The 16,780-nt window shown below is 63.2% G+C and carries 17 protein-coding genes; 7 read left to right on the forward strand and 10 right to left on the reverse strand.

All coding sequences use genetic code 11. The features are described from left to right. Positions 1 to 178: 178 nt before the first annotated feature. On the reverse strand, positions 179 to 1,078 hold the full coding sequence (gene hslO, locus VXM67_RS01030; RefSeq protein WP_023382890.1) for an Hsp33 family molecular chaperone HslO: 900 nt from the start codon (positions 1,076 to 1,078) through the stop codon (positions 179 to 181). Positions 1,079 to 1,189: 111 nt separating this feature from the next. Between hslO and VXM67_RS01035 the strand changes: the two genes are divergently transcribed. Continuing rightward, a complete protein-coding gene (locus VXM67_RS01035; protein ID WP_023382891.1) occupies positions 1,190 to 1,984 on the forward strand; it encodes a phosphatase PAP2 family protein in 795 nt (264 codons plus the stop codon). A 99-nt stretch (positions 1,985 to 2,083) separates the two neighbouring features. On the opposite strand, the gene VXM67_RS01040 is transcribed toward VXM67_RS01035, so the two are convergent. Next, positions 2,084 to 2,485 carry a S4 domain-containing protein gene (locus VXM67_RS01040; protein ID WP_023382892.1) on the reverse strand — a complete coding sequence of 134 codons (402 nt, stop codon included), beginning with the start codon at positions 2,483 to 2,485 and terminating at the stop codon, positions 2,084 to 2,086. Positions 2,486 to 2,594: 109 nt separating this feature from the next. On the opposite strand from VXM67_RS01040, the gene VXM67_RS01045 reads away from it, so the two are divergent. Continuing rightward, positions 2,595 to 3,077 carry an ATP-dependent zinc protease gene (locus VXM67_RS01045; RefSeq protein WP_023382893.1) on the forward strand — a complete coding sequence of 161 codons (483 nt, stop codon included), beginning with the start codon at positions 2,595 to 2,597 and terminating at the stop codon, positions 3,075 to 3,077. Then, positions 3,074 to 3,979, forward strand: coding sequence for a 30S ribosomal protein S6--L-glutamate ligase (gene rimK, locus VXM67_RS01050; protein WP_015268602.1), 906 nt, complete (start codon positions 3,074 to 3,076; stop codon positions 3,977 to 3,979). The genes VXM67_RS01045 and rimK overlap by 4 nt, the downstream gene beginning before the upstream one ends. A gap of 125 nt (positions 3,980 to 4,104) precedes the next feature. On the opposite strand, the gene VXM67_RS01055 is transcribed toward rimK, so the two are convergent. Together VXM67_RS01055 and ompR are read right to left on the reverse strand one after the other, a co-directional pair. After that, complete coding sequence (locus VXM67_RS01055; protein WP_023382894.1) at positions 4,105 to 5,418, reverse strand: ATP-binding protein; 1,314 nt, start codon at positions 5,416 to 5,418, stop codon at positions 4,105 to 4,107. Between the two features lie 121 nt (positions 5,419 to 5,539). Then, positions 5,540 to 6,280 carry a two-component system response regulator OmpR gene (ompR, locus tag VXM67_RS01060; protein WP_023382895.1) on the reverse strand — a complete coding sequence of 247 codons (741 nt, stop codon included), beginning with the start codon at positions 6,278 to 6,280 and terminating at the stop codon, positions 5,540 to 5,542. A 229-nt stretch (positions 6,281 to 6,509) separates the two neighbouring features. Between ompR and VXM67_RS01065 the strand changes: the two genes are divergently transcribed. The 4 genes from VXM67_RS01065 (at position 6,510) to VXM67_RS01080 (ending at position 11,626) form a co-directional block, all read left to right on the forward strand. Next, the gene (locus tag VXM67_RS01065) at positions 6,510 to 8,837 is read left to right on the forward strand and encodes a Tex family protein (protein WP_023382896.1); all 2,328 of its coding nucleotides are present in this window, start codon (positions 6,510 to 6,512) and stop codon (positions 8,835 to 8,837) included. Continuing rightward, the gene (locus tag VXM67_RS01070; protein WP_023382897.1) at positions 8,837 to 9,220 is read left to right on the forward strand and encodes a PaaI family thioesterase; all 384 of its coding nucleotides are present in this window, start codon (positions 8,837 to 8,839) and stop codon (positions 9,218 to 9,220) included. Before VXM67_RS01065 ends, VXM67_RS01070 begins: the two co-directional genes overlap by 1 nt. 196 nt (positions 9,221 to 9,416) lie before the next feature. Beyond that, entirely contained in the window at positions 9,417 to 10,994 is a 1,578-nt protein-coding gene (gshA, locus tag VXM67_RS01075; protein WP_367237451.1) for a glutamate--cysteine ligase, read from the forward strand. Next, positions 10,994 to 11,626 (forward strand): TetR/AcrR family transcriptional regulator, encoded by a 633-nt coding sequence (locus VXM67_RS01080; protein ID WP_023382899.1) that lies wholly within the window; start codon positions 10,994 to 10,996, stop codon positions 11,624 to 11,626. The genes gshA and VXM67_RS01080 overlap by 1 nt, the downstream gene beginning before the upstream one ends. Before the next feature lie 38 nt (positions 11,627 to 11,664). On the opposite strand, the gene VXM67_RS01085 is transcribed toward VXM67_RS01080, so the two are convergent. The 6 genes from VXM67_RS01085 to ssuE all read right to left on the reverse strand — a co-directional run bounded on the left by VXM67_RS01085 (position 11,665) and on the right by ssuE (position 16,389). Continuing rightward, positions 11,665 to 11,880: a molybdopterin-binding protein gene (locus VXM67_RS01085; protein WP_008095172.1), complete on the reverse strand. Its 216-nt coding sequence runs from the start codon at positions 11,878 to 11,880 to the stop codon at positions 11,665 to 11,667. A 31-nt stretch (positions 11,881 to 11,911) separates the two neighbouring features. Next, entirely contained in the window at positions 11,912 to 12,724 is an 813-nt protein-coding gene (gene ssuB / locus VXM67_RS01090) for an aliphatic sulfonates ABC transporter ATP-binding protein (protein ID WP_023382900.1), read from the reverse strand. Further along, a complete protein-coding gene (ssuC, locus tag VXM67_RS01095) occupies positions 12,721 to 13,518 on the reverse strand; it encodes an aliphatic sulfonate ABC transporter permease SsuC (RefSeq protein WP_027907225.1) in 798 nt (265 codons plus the stop codon). Before ssuC ends, ssuB begins: the two co-directional genes overlap by 4 nt. Positions 13,519 to 13,528: 10 nt before the next feature. After that, on the reverse strand, positions 13,529 to 14,677 hold the full coding sequence (ssuD, locus tag VXM67_RS01100) for an FMNH2-dependent alkanesulfonate monooxygenase (protein WP_027907224.1): 1,149 nt from the start codon (positions 14,675 to 14,677) through the stop codon (positions 13,529 to 13,531). A 59-nt stretch (positions 14,678 to 14,736) separates the two neighbouring features. Further along, the gene (locus VXM67_RS01105) at positions 14,737 to 15,702 is read right to left on the reverse strand and encodes a sulfonate ABC transporter substrate-binding protein (RefSeq protein ID WP_023382903.1); all 966 of its coding nucleotides are present in this window, start codon (positions 15,700 to 15,702) and stop codon (positions 14,737 to 14,739) included. Between the two features lie 93 nt (positions 15,703 to 15,795). Then, positions 15,796 to 16,389: an NADPH-dependent FMN reductase gene (gene ssuE / locus VXM67_RS01110; protein WP_367237452.1), complete on the reverse strand. Its 594-nt coding sequence runs from the start codon at positions 16,387 to 16,389 to the stop codon at positions 15,796 to 15,798. Positions 16,390 to 16,780 lie beyond the last annotated feature (391 nt).

Below are 16,780 nucleotides of genomic sequence, written 5' to 3' on the forward strand. Positions count from 1 at the left end.
AGATACCCCATCCGGCCCGAGGCCGAGTGCTCCAAACGTTTTGTAGTTGTCTGTAAAAAACTACTACAGCGAAAAAAGTGGCCGGATTATGCCAGAAACGCCCAAAAAAAGTAGGCCCCTCCTGTCAGAACTGCTCTTTTGCGCAATTCGACAGGAGATTTCCCTGAAATTAAACGTTTCAGTGGCGAGTTTCTGACGCCGAGTTCGTGCCACCGCCGGCAAACAGTTGCGCAACATCGCTGGCATCGAAGAAATAGCGCTCGTTGCAGAACTGGCAGTCGATCTCGACCTGTCCGCCACATTCTTCCACCAGCTGCGTAGCGTCGTGCTCGCCAAGACTGACAAGCGCATTGCCGGAACGTTCGCGCGAGCAACTGCATTTGAAATGCAGCGGCTGGATATCGAACAAGCGAACGGCGTCTTCGTGGTAGAGGCGGTGCAGCAGGGTTTCGTTGCCCAGCTTCCACTCTTCGGGCTTGAGCGTGCTGGCCATCGCAATGACGTGCTGCCAGCTGTCTTCACGCTCTTCATCGTCCGGCTGACGATCGCGCGGCAACTGCTGCAGCAGCAATCCGCGCGCTTCGCCATTACTGGCATCGAGCCAGAAGCGGGTGTTGAGCTGCTGCGACTGAACGAAGTAATTGGTGAAGCATTCCGACAGCGTGGCGCCATCGAGGTCGACGGTGCCCTGGTAGCGCTGGCCTTTGATCGGGTCGATGGTCAAGGTCAGGTGGCCGTCCGGCATCAACTGCGACAGGGTCGCGTCGTCAGGAATCTGGTCAGCCTCATAGCGCGCCATGCCGCGGATCTCACGCTCGCTCGAGCACTCCATCATCAGCAGTGGGATCGGCCCTGCCGAACGCGCCTGCAGGATCAGCAGCCCGTCGAACTTGAGCGCACCGACCAGCAGCGAGGTCGCCGCCATCAGTTCACCAAGCAGCTTGGCGACCGGTTGCGGGTACGGATGGCGAGCCAGCACATCGGCATAGCTCTGGTCGAGCGACACCCACTCACCGCGCACATCGCGCTCGTCGAAGATGAAACGTTGGGTGAAATCTGTATCTGGCAAGTCGCTCATGGTTGTCTGGCTATCTAAAAATGATGACAAAATAATTACAGGGAGTTACGAACCCCCGTGGCAGAGCGCTCAAAAGGCCGCTCCGTTTCCTGTTGGCAATAGAGGTATTTTATGGACAATCGACCACTGTTCCAAGCAAGGTGGTCCTGGGGCCCCTTGGCAGCCTGCACTTTGCTGCCTATCGCCCTACTGTGTTTCTGGTTATGGCCCATTGGCCAGATCTTGTGTCTGACAGTCGACGAATGGCTATTCCATAGCCTGAACTCACCGCTGGCCGATCACACCCTCTGGCGTTACACCTGGACCGTCGGCAGCCTACGGCCCTTCGACATCGTCGTGGGCCTGATCCTGCTAGCCCTGCTCATCCGTGGCGACTGGGTGTTCAAAGCCTGTCAGGTGCGCCAGGCGTTTTTCGGCTTCCTGGTCACCCTGTTGCTCTTAGTGGTGATTCGCGCGCTGTTTTCCAAGTGGGTGGATGCAATGGGCTGGCAACACGACAGTCCGTCGATGATGTTCGACGACGCCGTGCACCTGAAGGATTACTACCCCAACCTCGAAGCCAAGTGGGAGCTCAAAGACCGCTCCAGCAACAGTTTCCCTGGCGACCATGCCTCGGTGCTGTTGATCTGGGCGCTGTTCATGAGTTTGTTCAGCCGCCGCCTGATTCAGCACCTGGTGATCTGGGGTCTGGCGTTTCTGTTCATGATGCCGCGCCTCGTCGCGGGCGCGCATTGGGGCCAGGACGATTACATCGGCGGGCTGCTGATGGCGGTGCTGGCGTTGGGCTGGAGCTGCCACACGCCGCTGGCGGCCAAGGCAAGCGAAGCACTGGTGCGTTGGACAGAACCGTTGTTCGGGTTGCTGGGGCGGGTACCGTTTGTCGGGCGATTAGCGATCCTTCGTTAGCCGCCTGGGCGTTGCCCCACTGCCATCGCCGACAAGCCGGCTCCTGCAACAATCATCGTGGGGGCTGGCTTGAAAGCGATAGGGCGCAAGGCATCCCAACTACTCGAAACTGCCGTGCAGTTGGTGAATCTGACGCCGCTGCTTCTTGTTCGGCCGGCCATCGGTGGTTACGCCCATCGCCCCTGCCTTGCGCATCTCGGCGGCCTGCTCCCGGCGCCGCACGCTATCCTCGGTCTCCTCGTACAAGGTCTGCGCCTCTGGCGCGCCACGGCGCACCACCGAAAGCGCCTTGACTACCACCGTGCGTTCATCGAAGCCGGTCCGCAGCACGAATTCGTCCCCCACCCGTGGCTCCTTGCCAGGCTTGCAGCGCTCGCCCCGGCAATGCACCTTGCCACTCTCGATAGCCGCCTTGGCCAGGGCGCGGGTCTTGTAGAAGCGCGCTGCCCACAGCCATTTGTCGAGGCGTACTTTGTCGTCGTCTTCCGGCTTCTGAGCCATCCCGATACCTCAAATTCTGTCTTTCATCGAACTGTACTACCTTCACTAACGGATGCAAAAAGTCCGCGCCGTGCTTACAGTTCACCACCTCATTCGCAGGGTGTGCTTAGTGAAGACATTTGACCATCTGACAGTGATCGGCCTGCGCGAGTGGGTCGCCCTGCCCGACCTCGGCGTCGCAGGCTTGCGCGCCAAGATCGACACCGGCGCCAGCACGTCCAGCCTGCATGCCACCGACATCGAACCCTTCGAGCGCGATGGCCAGCCGTGGGTGCGCTTCACCGCTCACCTGGGTTCGGTGGTGCAACTGCGTCACCGTCGCTGCGAGGCGCCGCTGGTGACCATGAAAACCATCAAGAGCTCCAACGGCCAGGCCCAGACCCGCTACGTGATCCGCACATCGCTGGCCCTGGGCGATGGTGTGTGGGAGGTCGAATTCACCCTGGCCTGCCGCAAGAACATGCGTTACCGACTGCTGCTGGGGTCCAAGGCACTCATCCATGGCCAACTGGTGGTCAACCCGGGCCTTAAATACGTTCAAGACAAACCGGCCTTCCCGGCCACTCTCTCCACTGTCACAGGTGCTGCATGAAGATCGCTGTGCTGTCGCGCAATCCGCGTCTGTATTCCACCCGCCGCCTGGTCGAGGCCGGTACCCAGCGGGGCCATGAAATGGTAGTGATCGATACCTTGCGGGCCTATATGAACATCGCCAGCCACAAGCCGCAGATCCACTACCGCGGCAAGCCACTGGAAGGCTTCGACGCGGTCATTCCGCGCATCGGTGCCTCCGTGACATTCTACGGCTGCGCAGTGTTGCGCCAGTTCGAGATGATGGGTGTCTACCCACTCAACGAGTCGGTCGCTATCGCCCGCTCGCGGGACAAGCTGCGTTCATTGCAGTTGCTGTCACGCCGTGGCATCGGTTTGCCGATCACCGGCTTCGCCCACTCGCCGGATGACATTCCCGACCTGATCCAGATGGTCAATGGTGCCCCGTTGGTGATCAAGGTGCTCGAAGGTACCCAGGGCATTGGCGTGGTGTTGTGCGAGACCACCAAGGCAGCCGAGTCGGTGATCGAGGCGTTCATGGGCCTGAAGCAGAACATCATGGTTCAGGAATACATCAAGGAGGCCGGTGGCGCGGATATCCGTTGCTTCGTGGTTGGTGACAAGGTGATCGCCTCGATGAAGCGCCAGGCCAAGCCGGGCGAGTTCCGCTCCAACCTGCACCGAGGTGGCGTCGCCAGCCTGATCAAGATCACCCCTGAAGAGCGCATGACCGCCATTCGCGCCGCCAAGGTCATGGGGCTGAGCGTAGCCGGGGTGGACATCCTGCGCTCCAACCACGGGCCGCTGGTGATGGAGGTGAACTCATCGCCAGGGCTTGAAGGCATCGAGGTGACCACCGGCAAGAACGTGGCCGGGATGATCATCGAGCATCTGGAGAAAAATGGCGGGCCGAATCAGACCCGAACCAAAGGTAAGGGATGAGGGTGATGGCGCCGGCCTATTTTGCGGCTAGAGTCGCTCCCACAGCTACAGCGCAGCGCTCAGGCACTGCGCAGTCCCTATAGGCGCGGGTCTACCCGCGCAGAGACCGGCACAGCCCTGAAGGATCAGACGGCATTACGCGGCAGCAACAGCCCCAACGGCAGACGCACCCGCGCCTCGATCCCGCCGCCAGACCGGTTGCGCAGTTCCACATTTCCGCCGTGCTGCGCCGCGATCCGCTTGACGATCGCCAAGCCCAACCCGGTGCCCTTGCCGCCCCGGGCACGGTCACCGCGGATGAACGGGTTGAAGATGGTCTCAAGCTCCGATTCGTCGATCCCCGCCCCACGATCCAGCACGCTGAGCACCACGTACGGCGCGCTTTCATCACCCGACACGTAAGCCGCCACCTCGACGCCTTTGCCGGCATGGTGCAACGCATTGCCAATCAGGTTGCCGAGCATGCGCTTGAGCGAAACCCGGCGCAGCGGGAACGGTGGAATCGGCTCCAGGCACAGGCGCACCCGCTCCTCGGGCTGGTTGTAGGGCGCAACCACCTCGCGCACCAGGTCCGCCAGGTCCACTTCCTCCACCGGCTCGTCACGGCCATCCCGAATGAAGGCCAGGAACTGGTCGAGAATAGCGTCCATGTCCTCGATGTCGCGGACCATGTCGTCGGTCAGCTCGCTGTCGTTGGCCATCAGCGACAACGACAGGCGCAGGCGCGTGAGCGGTGTGCGCAGGTCGTGCGATACCCCTGCCAGCATCAGCTCGCGCTCGCGACCGGCCTGCTCCACATCCTCGGCCATCTGGTTGAATGCGCGGTATACCTCGGTCATCTCGCTGGGCGTATCGCTGATCGGCAGGCGCACGCTGCGGCCCTGGCCCAGTTGGCGAGCCGCAAACACCAGGCGCTTGAGTGGCTGGTTCAGCTGCCGTACGAAGATCCACGCCGACGCGGTGGACAACAGGCCGATGGCCAGGAACCAGCCCAGCACGTTCCAGATTTTCTGCCCGCGCAGCGGGTGCGGGTACAGCGGCACCTTGAGCCAGCCAGGCCCCAGGCTAGGCGCATTGACCCACAAGGCCGGCGGCGCATGCACGCGCAGGCGAACTTCGGTGTCCTCGCCCAACTCGGCCTGCATCTGCCGCTGATAGATTTCGCTGTAAGGCCAGTGCTGCTCACCCTCGGGCACCCCGGAACCCGTGACCCGGATAAGCCCTGCCGCTTCGGCGATCTTGTCACGGTTTTCTTCATCCGCAGCCCAATAGGCCCGCAGGGTGAGTGCCACGCCGTGGCTGTACTGGCGGTCGACCAGCACGTCCTCGTTCATCAGCAGGTAGACCAGGGTCAGCGCCTTGGAGAACAGGACGACGATCAGCACCAGCCACAGGGTGCGGGCGAAGAAACTTTGCGGAAACCAGAGAGGCGTTTTCATCGAGGACAACTACTGCACAGACGCGAGACTGGCTCGCCAACAACGCCGACCGGCGCAGACGAAAACAGGGCGACCCGTTCGGGTCGCCCTGTCGCGTCCTGGCAAGCCAGCAGGCCGACCATCATTTGCCGGCGTTTCCGTCCGGCACGAAGACATAGCCCACACCCCAGACCGTCTGGATGTAGCGCGGCTTGGACGGGTCCGGCTCGATCATGCGGCGCAGGCGCGAGATCTGCACGTCGATGGAGCGCTCCAACGCGTCCCACTCGCGACCACGGGCCAGGTTCATCAGTTTGTCACGAGTCAGCGGCTCGCGGGCATGCATGACCAGGGCCTTGAGCACTGCGAACTCGCCGGTGGTGAGCATGTGCACTTCATCGCCACGCTTGAGTTCGCGGGTGGCCAGCGACAGCTCGTAGTCGCCGAAGGTGACCGACTCGTCCTCGCTGCCCGGCGCACCCGGCACGCTTGGCGCCTGGCGACGCAACACGGCCTTGACCCGCGCCATCAGCTCGTCCGGGTTGAACGGCTTGCCCAGGTAGTCGTCAGCCCCCAGCTCCAGCCCCTTGATACGGCTGAGCTCGTCGCCCTTGGCGGTGAGCATGATGATGGGGATCTGGTTGTTGGACTGGCGCAGCCGTTTGCACGCGGAAAGGCCGTCTTCGCCAGGCATCATCAGGTCCAGCACCACCAGGTTGAACACTTCACGCGACAGCAGCCGATCCATCTGTTCGGTGTTGGGCACTGCACGGGCGCGGTAGCCCTTGCTGGTGAAGAAACGTTCCAGCAGGCTGCTCAGCCCTGGATCGTCATCGACGATGAGAATTTTTTCGCCTTCAGCGTTGTTTGCAGTGCCGGTCATGAATAACTCCTCTGATATCGCCGTGCATTATGGCGTAGCCATTGCTGCGCGTGCCGTGAGCATTGTTAGCAGATTTTTCCCATGGTGCCACTTCCTGGCCGCGCAGCAGTGGCTGGGCGCCATCACCGCAAGCCGTCCCCGATGGGTATAATGCGCGGCTTTCACCCTGTGTCGCCGGGCCTTGAGCCCCACCGCGGCCCCCAGCATTCACATTTGTCAGGTGGTTTACATGGACAGCATCAACAGCCGTATCGCCGAGGAACTGGGCGTACGCCCCCAGCAGGTCGAAGCGGCCGTGGGCCTGTTGGACGAAGGCTCGACCGTGCCCTTCATCGCCCGTTACCGCAAGGAAGTGACCGGCAGCCTGGACGACACGCAATTGCGCCACCTGGAAGAGCGCCTGCGTTACCTGCGCGAGCTCGACGAGCGCCGCGCCAGCATCCTGGCCAGCATCGAGGAACAGGGCAAGCTGACCCCGGAACTGGCCCGCGAGATCAAGCTCGCCGACACCAAGACCCGCCTCGAAGACCTCTACCTTCCCTACAAGCAAAAGCGCCGCACCAAGGGCCAGATCGCCCTGGAAGCCGGCCTGGGCGAGCTGGCCGACGGCCTGTTCAACGACCCGCAGCTGACGCCGGAAACCGAGGCCGCGCGCTTCGTCAACGCCGACAAGGGCGTCGCCGACGTCAAGGCCGCTTTGGAAGGCGCCAAGTACATTCTGATGGAGCGCTTCGCCGAAGACGCCGCCCTGCTCGACAAGCTGCGCAACTTCCTCAAGCAGGAAGCGGTGCTCAGTGCACGCGTGGTGGCCGGCAAGGAAGAGGAAGGCGCCAAGTTCCGCGATTACTTCGCCCACGACGAGTTGCTGCGCAACGCTCCGTCGCACCGCGCCCTGGCCATCTTCCGTGGCCGTAACGAAGGTGTGCTCAGCGCCTCGCTGAAAGTCGGCGAAGAGCTGCCCGGCACCCTGCACCCGTGCGAACTGATGATCGGCAACCACGTCGGCATCGAGAACCGCAACCGCCCGGCCGACAAGTGGCTGGGCGAGGTGGTGCGCTGGACCTGGAAGGTAAAGCTGTACACCCACCTGGAAACCGACCTGTTCGGCGAGCTGCGCGACAACGCCGAAGGCGAGGCGATCAACGTCTTCGCCCACAACCTGCATGACCTGCTGCTGGCCGCCCCAGCTGGCCCACGCGCTACCCTGGGCTTCGACCCGGGCCTGCGCACCGGCTGCAAGATCGCCGTGGTCGACGCCACCGGCAAGCTGCTGGACCACACCACCGTGTACCCGCACGCACCGAAGAATGACTGGGACCGCACCATTTCCATCATGGCCGCCCTGTGCGCCAAGCATTCGGTGGAACTGATCGCCATCGGCAACGGCACCGCCAGCCGCGAGAGCGACAAGCTGGTGGCCGAGCTGGTGAAAAAGTACCCCGCCCTGAAGATCACCAAGATCATGGTCTCCGAGGCCGGCGCTTCGGTGTATTCGGCATCGGAACTGGCTGCCCGCGAATTCCCGGACCTGGACGTGTCGATCCGTGGCGCCGTGTCGATCGCCCGCCGCCTGCAGGACCCGCTGGCCGAACTGGTCAAGATCGACCCGAAATCCATCGGTGTCGGCCAGTACCAGCACGACGTGTCGCAGGTGAAGCTGGCTCGCGGCCTGGACGCCGTGGTCGAGGACTGCGTGAACGCCGTGGGCGTGGACGTCAACACGGCTTCCGTTGCGCTGTTGACCCGCATCTCCGGCCTGAACGCCACGCTGGCGCAGAACATCGTCGCCCACCGCGACGCCAATGGCCCGTTCGCCACGCGTGCCGCGCTGAAGAAAGTCAGCCGCCTGGGCGAAAAAACCTTCGAGCAGGCCGCCGGGTTCCTACGGGTGATGAACGGCGACAACCCGCTGGATGCCTCCGCGGTTCACCCGGAGGCCTATCCGCTGGTGCAACGCATCGCCGCCGACACCGGCCGCGACATTCGCTCGCTGATCGGCGACAGCGCCTTCCTCAAGCGCCTCGACCCGAAGAAGTTCACCGATGAAACCTTCGGCCTGCCGACCGTCACCGACATTCTGCAGGAACTGGACAAGCCCGGCCGCGACCCTCGCCCCGAGTTCAAGACCGCCACCTTCCAGGACGGCGTCGAAGACCTCAAGGACCTGGAGCCCGGCATGATCCTCGAAGGCGTGGTCACCAACGTCACCAACTTTGGTGCCTTCGTCGACATCGGCGTGCACCAGGATGGCCTGGTGCACATCTCGGCGCTTTCGGAGAAGTTCATCAAGGACCCACGTGAAGCGGTCAAGGCCGGCGATGTGGTCAAGGTCAAGGTCATGGAAGTGGACATCCCGCGCAAGCGCGTCGGCCTGTCCATGCGCATGAGCGATACCCCGGGCGAGAAGGTCGAGGGCAACCGTGGGGGCGGCAACCGCGGCAACGGCGGCAACCGTTCGCAGCAGGCGCCCCGCCAGCGTGAAACCGCGACCGCCGCGCCGGCCAACAACGCCATGGCGGCATTGTTCGCCAACGCCAAGCAGCTGAAGAAGAAGTAATGGACGTTCCTCGCGAATACGTCGAAAGCGCCTTCAGCCAACTGCTGGGCTGCCGCCTGCAACGCCTGGACACAGGTGTTGCAGAGGTGGCCCTGGCGGTCGAAACGCACCTGCGCAACCGTGGCCAGAAGTTGCACGGTGGGGCGATCTTCAGCCTGGTGGACATCGCCATGGGCCTGGCCTGCTCGGCCAGCCATGGCTTCGACCAGCAAAGCGTGACCATCGAATGCAAGATCAACTACCTGCGCGCCGTCAGCGACGGCGACGTGCTGTGCACCGCCCGCGTATTGCACGCCGGGCGCCGCACGCTGGTTGTCGACGCTGACGTAGTCCAAGGCGACAAGCTGGTGGCCAAAGCGCAAGGAACCTTCGCTGTTCTCTAGCTCCCAAAGCAGTATCTGCGGTATTTTCGGCAGCAGATGAGGGCCGCTTCGCAGCGCGAGGCGGTCCCAAGTCGGCGCTGGCACTGCCGAGAACCCAGGCAAACCAGGCGACAACGCCAGTTCCTTTTCCAACTACCCTTGTAGACCGTCAACGCTACCCCCATATTGGGGCGACTGACGCGTGAAGGAATCCATCTTGAGCGACCTCCTCAACCGCCGCCTGAGCCTGCTCGGCGCCAATCTTCCCCTGCTCAAGCAGTGCCTGCACGGTATTGAGCGCGAATGCCTGCGCGTGACCGACGAAGGTCGCCTGGCCCAGACCCCACACCCGGAAGCATTGGGTTCGGCGCTGACCAACGAGCAGATCACCACCGACTATTCCGAGTCGCTGCTGGAGTTCATCACCCCGGCACTGGCCGACCCGGCCAAGGTGCTCGAAAGCCTTGAACAGACCCACCGCTTCGTCTACAGCAAGCTGGGCGACGAGTACCTGTGGAGCCCGTCGATGCCCTGCACGTTGCCGGCCGAGGAGGATATTCCGATCGCCGAGTACGGCACCTCGAACATCGGCAAGCTCAAGCATGTCTATCGCAAGGGCCTGGCCCTGCGCTACGGCCGCACCATGCAGTGCATCGCCGGCATCCACTACAACTTCTCCCTGCCTGAAGCCCTCTGGCCGCTGCTGCGCGAGGCCGAGGGTGGTCAGGAGAGCGACCGCGACTACCAGTCCTCGGCCTACATTGCGTTGATCCGCAACTTCCGCCGCTACAGCTGGCTGCTGATGTACCTGTTCGGTGCCTCGCCGGCGCTGGACAAAGGCTTCCTGCGCGGTCGCCCGCACCAGCTCGAAGAGCTGGACGCCGAGACCCTGTACCTGCCCTACGCCACCAGCCTGCGCATGAGCGACCTGGGCTACCAGAGCAACGCCCAGGCGGGCCTGACGCCTTGCTACAACAACCTGTCGAGCTACACCGACAGCCTGCGCAAGGCCGTCGGCACGCCCTACCCGCCCTATGTCGAAGTGGGAACCCACAAAGATGGCGAGTGGGTGCAGCTGAACACCAACATCCTGCAGATCGAGAACGAGTACTACTCGAACATCCGCCCCAAGCGCGTGACCTACACCGGCGAGCGGCCGATCCAGGCCCTGACCTCGCGTGGCGTGCAGTATGTCGAGGTGCGCTGCCTGGACATCAACCCGTTCCTACCGGTAGGCATCGACCTGACCGAAGCGCGTTTCCTCGACGCGTTTCTGCTGTTCTGCGCCCTGGAGAACAGCCCGCAGCTGGACAACGGCGAATGCGGCCAGTGCACCAGCAACTTCCTTACCGTGGTCAAGGAAGGCCGCCGTCCTGGCCTCGAACTGCGCCGTGACGGCCAACCGATCGGCCTCAAGGCATGGGCCAGCGAGCTGATCGAGCGTATCGGGCAACTGGCCGAACTGCTCGACCGAGCCAACGGTGGCGACGAGCACGCCAAGGCGCTGCGTGCTCAGCAAGCCAAGGTCGATGACGCTTCGCTGACCCCTTCTGCCCAGGTACTGGCGCGCATGACCGAACATGACGAATCTTTCGTCAAGTTCGCCCTGCGCCAGAGCCGCCTGCACGCCGAGACCTTCCGCGACCAGCCCCTGCCCGTCGAGCGCCAGCAGGCTTTCGAAACCCTAGCCCGCGAGTCGCTGGCCGAGCAGGCGCGCCTGGAACAGCAAGAGGTCGGCGACTTCGACCTGTTCGTCGGCGCCTACCAGGCCAGCATTCTGGGGATCAGCAACTGATGACCCGTACCGTCACCCCGCGCAAGCCACGCGCCAGCAGCCAGGCCAGGATCGAAGCGATCCTGGCAGCGGCACGCGAGCTACTGGCCGATCAAGGGGTGGCAGGGTTGTCGATCTACAGCGTGGCCGATCGGGCGCAGATTCCACCGTCGTCGGTGTACCACTTCTTCGCCAGTGTTCCGGCCTTGCTCGAAGCCTTGACCGCCGATGTGCATCGCGCCTTCCGCGAGGCCCTCAGCGCGCCCATCGACAGCTCGGCATTCAACACCTGGCATGAGCTGTCACGACTGATCGAAGAGCGCATGCTCGCCATCTACAACGAAGACGCCGCTGCCCGCCAGTTGATTCTGGCGCAGCACGGCTTGAGTGAAGTGGTGCAGGCTGACCGCCAGCACGACATGGAGTTGGGCGAGCTGATGCACAAGCTGTTCAACCAGCACTTCCAGTTGCCGGTGATGCCTGTGGATGTGGATGTGTTCGCCTTGGCCATGGAGCTCAGCGACCGGGTGTATGCGCGGTCGGTGCAGTTGCATGAGGCGATTACCCCACGCATGGCCGAGGAAGGCAAACGGGTGTTCGAGGCGTATCTGGGGCTTTACCTGCCGCCGTTTCTGAGCAAGCGTCCGGTTTGAGATTGTTGGGGCCGCAGCGCGGCCCCGGATGGCCAACCTCACAACTTGGCGATGGACACTTCGGTCGACTTCACGAAGGCAATGACCTCACTGCCAACCTGCAGCTCCAGCTCCTTCACGGAACGGGTGGTGATCACCGAGGTGACGATGCCGGAGGCGGTCTGCACGTCGATTTCCGACAGTACCGGGCCTTCGAGGATTTCTTTCACAGTGCCTTTGAACTGGTTGCGGACATTGATCGCTTTGATGGTCATGACTTGATTCCTTCTATTTGGCTTCTGGGGTTCAGTGCGCCCAACGCAGTTGCGTGGGCAAAGGGGCTACAGGGTCCGGCTCGGGCGCAGCGCCCGGCACGGAAAGAACACGGTCGAGCACTTCGCTTTCCAACGCCGCCAGGCGGTGCGAGCCACGCGCCCTGGGCCTTGGCAAGTCGACGACCAGGTCGAGACCGACCTCACCGTCCTCGATCAGAATCACGCGGTCGGCAACGGCAACCGCTTCGCTGACATCGTGGGTAACCAGCAGCACGGTAAAACCGTGCTGGCGCCACAGCCGTTCGATCAGTTGCTGCATTTCGATCCGGGTCAGAGCATCCAGCGCACCGAGCGGCTCATCCAGCAGCAGCAGGCGCGGCTGATGGATCAGGGCACGGGCCAGGGCCACGCGCTGTTTCTGGCCACCGGACAGCGCCGCCGGCCACTCGTTGGCGCGATCGGCCAGGCCGACCGCCTCCAGGGCATCCAGCGCCTTCGTCCGCCAGTCGCCCGACAGGCCCAAGCCGACGTTGTCGATCACCTTCTTCCAGGGCAGCAGGCGTGCGTCCTGGAACATCAACCGGGTTTCCTCGCGCGCCTCGGCCAGAGGCGCAGCACCGGCCAGAAGCTCGCCGGCAGTAGGCTTGTCGAGACCGGCCAGCAGACGCAGCAAGGTGCTCTTGCCGCAGCCGCTGCGGCCAACGATGGCGACGAACTGACCGGCCGGGATGTGCAAGTCGATGCCACGCAACACTTCACGTTTGCCAAAGGTCTTGCGCAGGTCGTTGGCAGCCAGAGGGATGCCACGCAGCAGGCGTGGCGGCTGTTCATTGAGCACGGTCATGCGCCCTCCTTCTTCGCCGGCTGATAGGCCGGGTGCCAACGCAGCCAGACACGCTCCAGACCACGGGCCGCCAGGTCGGCGAGCTTGCCAAGCACGGCGTACAGGACGATGGCCAGCACCACGACGTCGGTTTGCAGAAACTCACGGGCATTCATGGCCAGGTAACCGATGCCGGCGTTGGCCGAAATGGTCTCGGCAACGATCAACGTCAGCCACATGAAGCCCAGGGCGAAGCGCACGCCCACCAGGATCGAGGGCAGCGCCCCCGGCAGGATCACCTGACGGAACAGCGAGAAGCCTGACAGGCCGTAGCTGCGCGCCATTTCCACCAATGCCGGGTCGACATTACGGATGCCGTGGTAGGTGTTCAGGTAGATGGGGAACAGCGTGCCCAGCGCCACCAGGAAAATCTTCGCCGACTCGTCGATGCCGAACCACAGGATCACCAGTGGAATCAGCGCCAGGTGCGGCACGTTTCGAATCATCTGCACCGAGCTGTCGAGCAGGCGCTCGCCCCAGTTCGACAACCCGGTGATGAAGCCCAGCACCAGGCCGATGCTGCCACCGATCAAGAAACCTAGGCCTGCCCGCCAGCCACTGATGGCCAGGTGAGACCAGATCTCACCGCTGCGCACCAGCTCGACCCCGGCACTGATCACCGCGCTCGGGGCCGGCAGGATGCGGGTCGACAGCCAGCCAGCGCTGACCGCCAGTTGCCAGACGGCCAGGAGCAATACCGGCAGCGCCCATGGCGCCAGACGCTGCTGCAAGTTGGATGACGTTGCACGACTCATGGCCTGGCCCTCAGCTCTGCGCGACGGATTTGGGCAGGATGTCGTTAGCCACCATCTCGCCAAACGGGCTCACGTAGCCACCACTGCTCGGTTGCTGTGGACGCTGTACATCCAGGTGGGGGAACAGCAGTTCAGCCACGCGATAGGACTCTTCCAAGTGTGGGTAGCCCGAGAAGATGAAGGTATCGATGCCCAGTGCCGCGTATTCCTTGACCCGCTGCGCCACCGTCGGGCCGTCGCCCACCAGTGCAGTGCCTGCGCCACCGCGAACCAGGCCGACGCCGGCCCACAGGTTGGGGCTGACTTCCAGCTTGTCGCGGTTACCGTTGTGCAGGGCCGCCATGCGTTGCTGGCCGACCGAATCGAACCGCGCCAACGAGGCCTGGGCGCGAGCGATGGTGTCGTCGTCCAGGTGCGAGATGAGCTTGTCGGCGGCGGCCCAGGCTTGCTCGTTGGTTTCCCGCACGATTACGTGCAGACGAATACCAAAGCGTACTTCCCGGCCCTGCGCCGCGGCCTTCTCACGCACCTGGGCGATTTTCTCGGCCACGGCGGCCGGCGGCTCGCCCCAGGTCAGGTACAACTCGACCTGTTCGGCGGCCAGATCCTGGGCAGCCTCTGAAGAGCCACCGAAATACAGCGGCGGACGCGGCTGCTGGATCGGCGGGTAGAGCAGTTTGGCGCCCTTGACCTGAATGTGCTTGCCGTCGTAATCCACCACTTCGCCTTCGAGCACCTTGCGCCAGATGCGGGTGAACTCGACGGACGCTTCGTAGCGCTCCTGGTGGTTAAGATGCAGGCCATCACCGGCCAGCTCGTCCGGGTCGCCACCGGTAACCAGGTTGAACAGCGCACGGCCATTGGACAGACGATCGAGGGTCGCCGCCTGGCGGGCAGCGACGGTCGGCGAAATGATGCCTGGGCGCAGGGCGACGAGGAATTTCAGGCGTTGAGTCACGGGGATCAGCGATGCCGCGACCAACCAGGAGTCTTCGCAGGAGCGCCCGGTGGGAATCAGCACACCACCAAAGCCAAGGCGGTCGGCGGCCTGGGCGATCTGCTGCAAATAGCCATGATCGACTGCGCGGGCGCCCTCGGAAGTACCCAGGTACTTGCCGTCGCCGTGGGTCGGAAGGAACCAGAAAATGTTAAGGCTCATTGGAGTTGTCTCCTCAAGGGTGGCTCAAGCCGGCGCGGCGCCCCGGCGTAGCGAATGGTTCAAGGCGCGCTGGCGACCTTGGCCGGGGGTGTCCAGATCACGTCCTTGATGCTCAGCGGCTTGGGAATCAGCTTGAGCGCTTGGAAGGTGTCGGCGATCTTCTGCTGCGCGGCGACCACTTCCGGCGTCAGCGGCGCGGCACCGTAGCCTTGGCGCTTGACCGACGTCAGGGTGATGTCGGCAGGTAGGCCAAGCAGCGGCGCTACCTGTTCGGTGACTTGCTGCGGGTTGGCCTTGGACCATTCACCCACACCGCGCACCTCATCGATCAGCGTGTTGATCACCGCCGGGTGCTGGGTCGCGTAATTGCGGGTAGCCAGGTAGAACTGGTGGTTGTCGACCAGGCCTTTGCCGTCGCGCAGGGTACGTGCCTGCAGCTGCTGCTCGGCGGCGGCCTGGTAAGGGTCCCAGATCACCCAGGCATCGACGCTGCCTCGCTCGAAAGCGGCGCGGGCATCGGCAGGCGGCAGGTAGACCGGCTGGATATCGCTGTACTTGAGGCCGGCGTCTTCCAGGGCGCGGACCAGCAGGTAATGAACGTTGGAGCCCTTGTTCAGGGCAACTTTCCTGCCTTTGAGATCCTTGACCGACTGGATCGACGAACCCTTCGGTACCAGGATCGCTTCGCTGTGCGGCGCAGGTGGCTCATAGGCGACATAGAGCAGGTCAGCGCCAGCTGCCTGGGCGAACACGGGTGGCGTTTCGCCGGTCACGCCGAAGTCAATGGAGCCAACGTTCAACCCTTCGAGCAGCTGCGGACCGCCGGGGAATTCGGTCCATTGCACCTGAATGCCTTGCTCGGCCAGGCGCTTTTCCAACGTACCCTTGGCCTTGAGCAGCACCAGGGTGCCGTATTTCTGATAACCGATACGCAGGCTTTCAGCCTGGGCCTGAGTGATGGCGCCGAAGGACACAGCCGCCGCGAACAGGGCGACCAGACCACGACGCAAGAAGACTGTGCGCATGGCGCTCTCCTGTGCGAATGAGGTTCGGGTTGCACCTGCTTGCCTCGTTGACGGGCGAGTAAGGTGGAAAAGCAGTGAAGCGGTGTTGCCGGGTCAGATGCTCCAGCGAGCACTGATCAGGCGTTCGTTGAGTACGCCAGGGGCCACGGCGCTCGGCCGACGGGCCAAGGCAACGTGGAAGGTTTCCAACGAGTCCAGCAGCCGCGCTTCCAACGCGGGTGTCAGCTGGGCAGGCTTGCTGCCCTCTGCGTAACTGACCTGGCTGTCGTCGGCGAAGATCCCTTGCAGGGTCTCTTGCGCCTTAAGTGCCGACAGCACGGGCTTGAGTGCGTAATCCACCGCCAGCATATGGGCAATGCTGCCGCCGGTAGCGATGGGCAAAACGATCTTGTGCACCAGGGCGCGCTCGGGCAGCAGGTCGAGCAGGGTTTTCAGGGCACCAGCGAAAGACGCCTTGTACACCGGGGTTGCGACTATCAGGCCATCGGCCTGGGCGACCACCTGCTGGAAGTGCTGGATATGCGGGCTGTCGAAACGCGCATGCAGCAGGTCCTCGGCTGGAAAGTCACGCACCTGGAAGTTCACCACTTCGACACCACGCTCCTGTAGCCAATGGCGCGAACGCTCGAGCAGCACGCCAGAGCGTGAACGAGGACTGGGGCTACCACCGATAGAGACGACCAGCATTGGAGCGCTTCCTTGAGTTCTATGGGGAGAGACATTAACAGTCGGCTTATATATCTAGAAATCATATTTTTTTATTTGTTTATTCCATTTTGCATTTGCATTGATGCGTCAATCGAGCGCCGCCCGCACGGCGCATCGCGAGCAAGGCTCGCTCCTACGTTTGTTTCGGGCCAGTTATGCCAGCGGGAAATGCGCGCGACCGCTTTGGCGTGCGCCGCGATATCGAGCCGAACAAACAAGGCGGTCGCGCGCGTCTGTCACAGGCGTTATTGGCCGTAAACAAACGTAGGAGCGAGCCTTGCTCGCGATGCGCCGCGCGGGCGGCGCTCGTTCTCATGATCACCGTACCTCTCGCGCCAATCACCCAGCGGCCCGAACACCATTCCTGCAG

This window comes from Pseudomonas sp. Rh2 (assembly GCF_040762985.1).
Classification (GTDB): domain Bacteria; phylum Pseudomonadota; class Gammaproteobacteria; order Pseudomonadales; family Pseudomonadaceae; genus Aquipseudomonas; species Aquipseudomonas taiwanensis.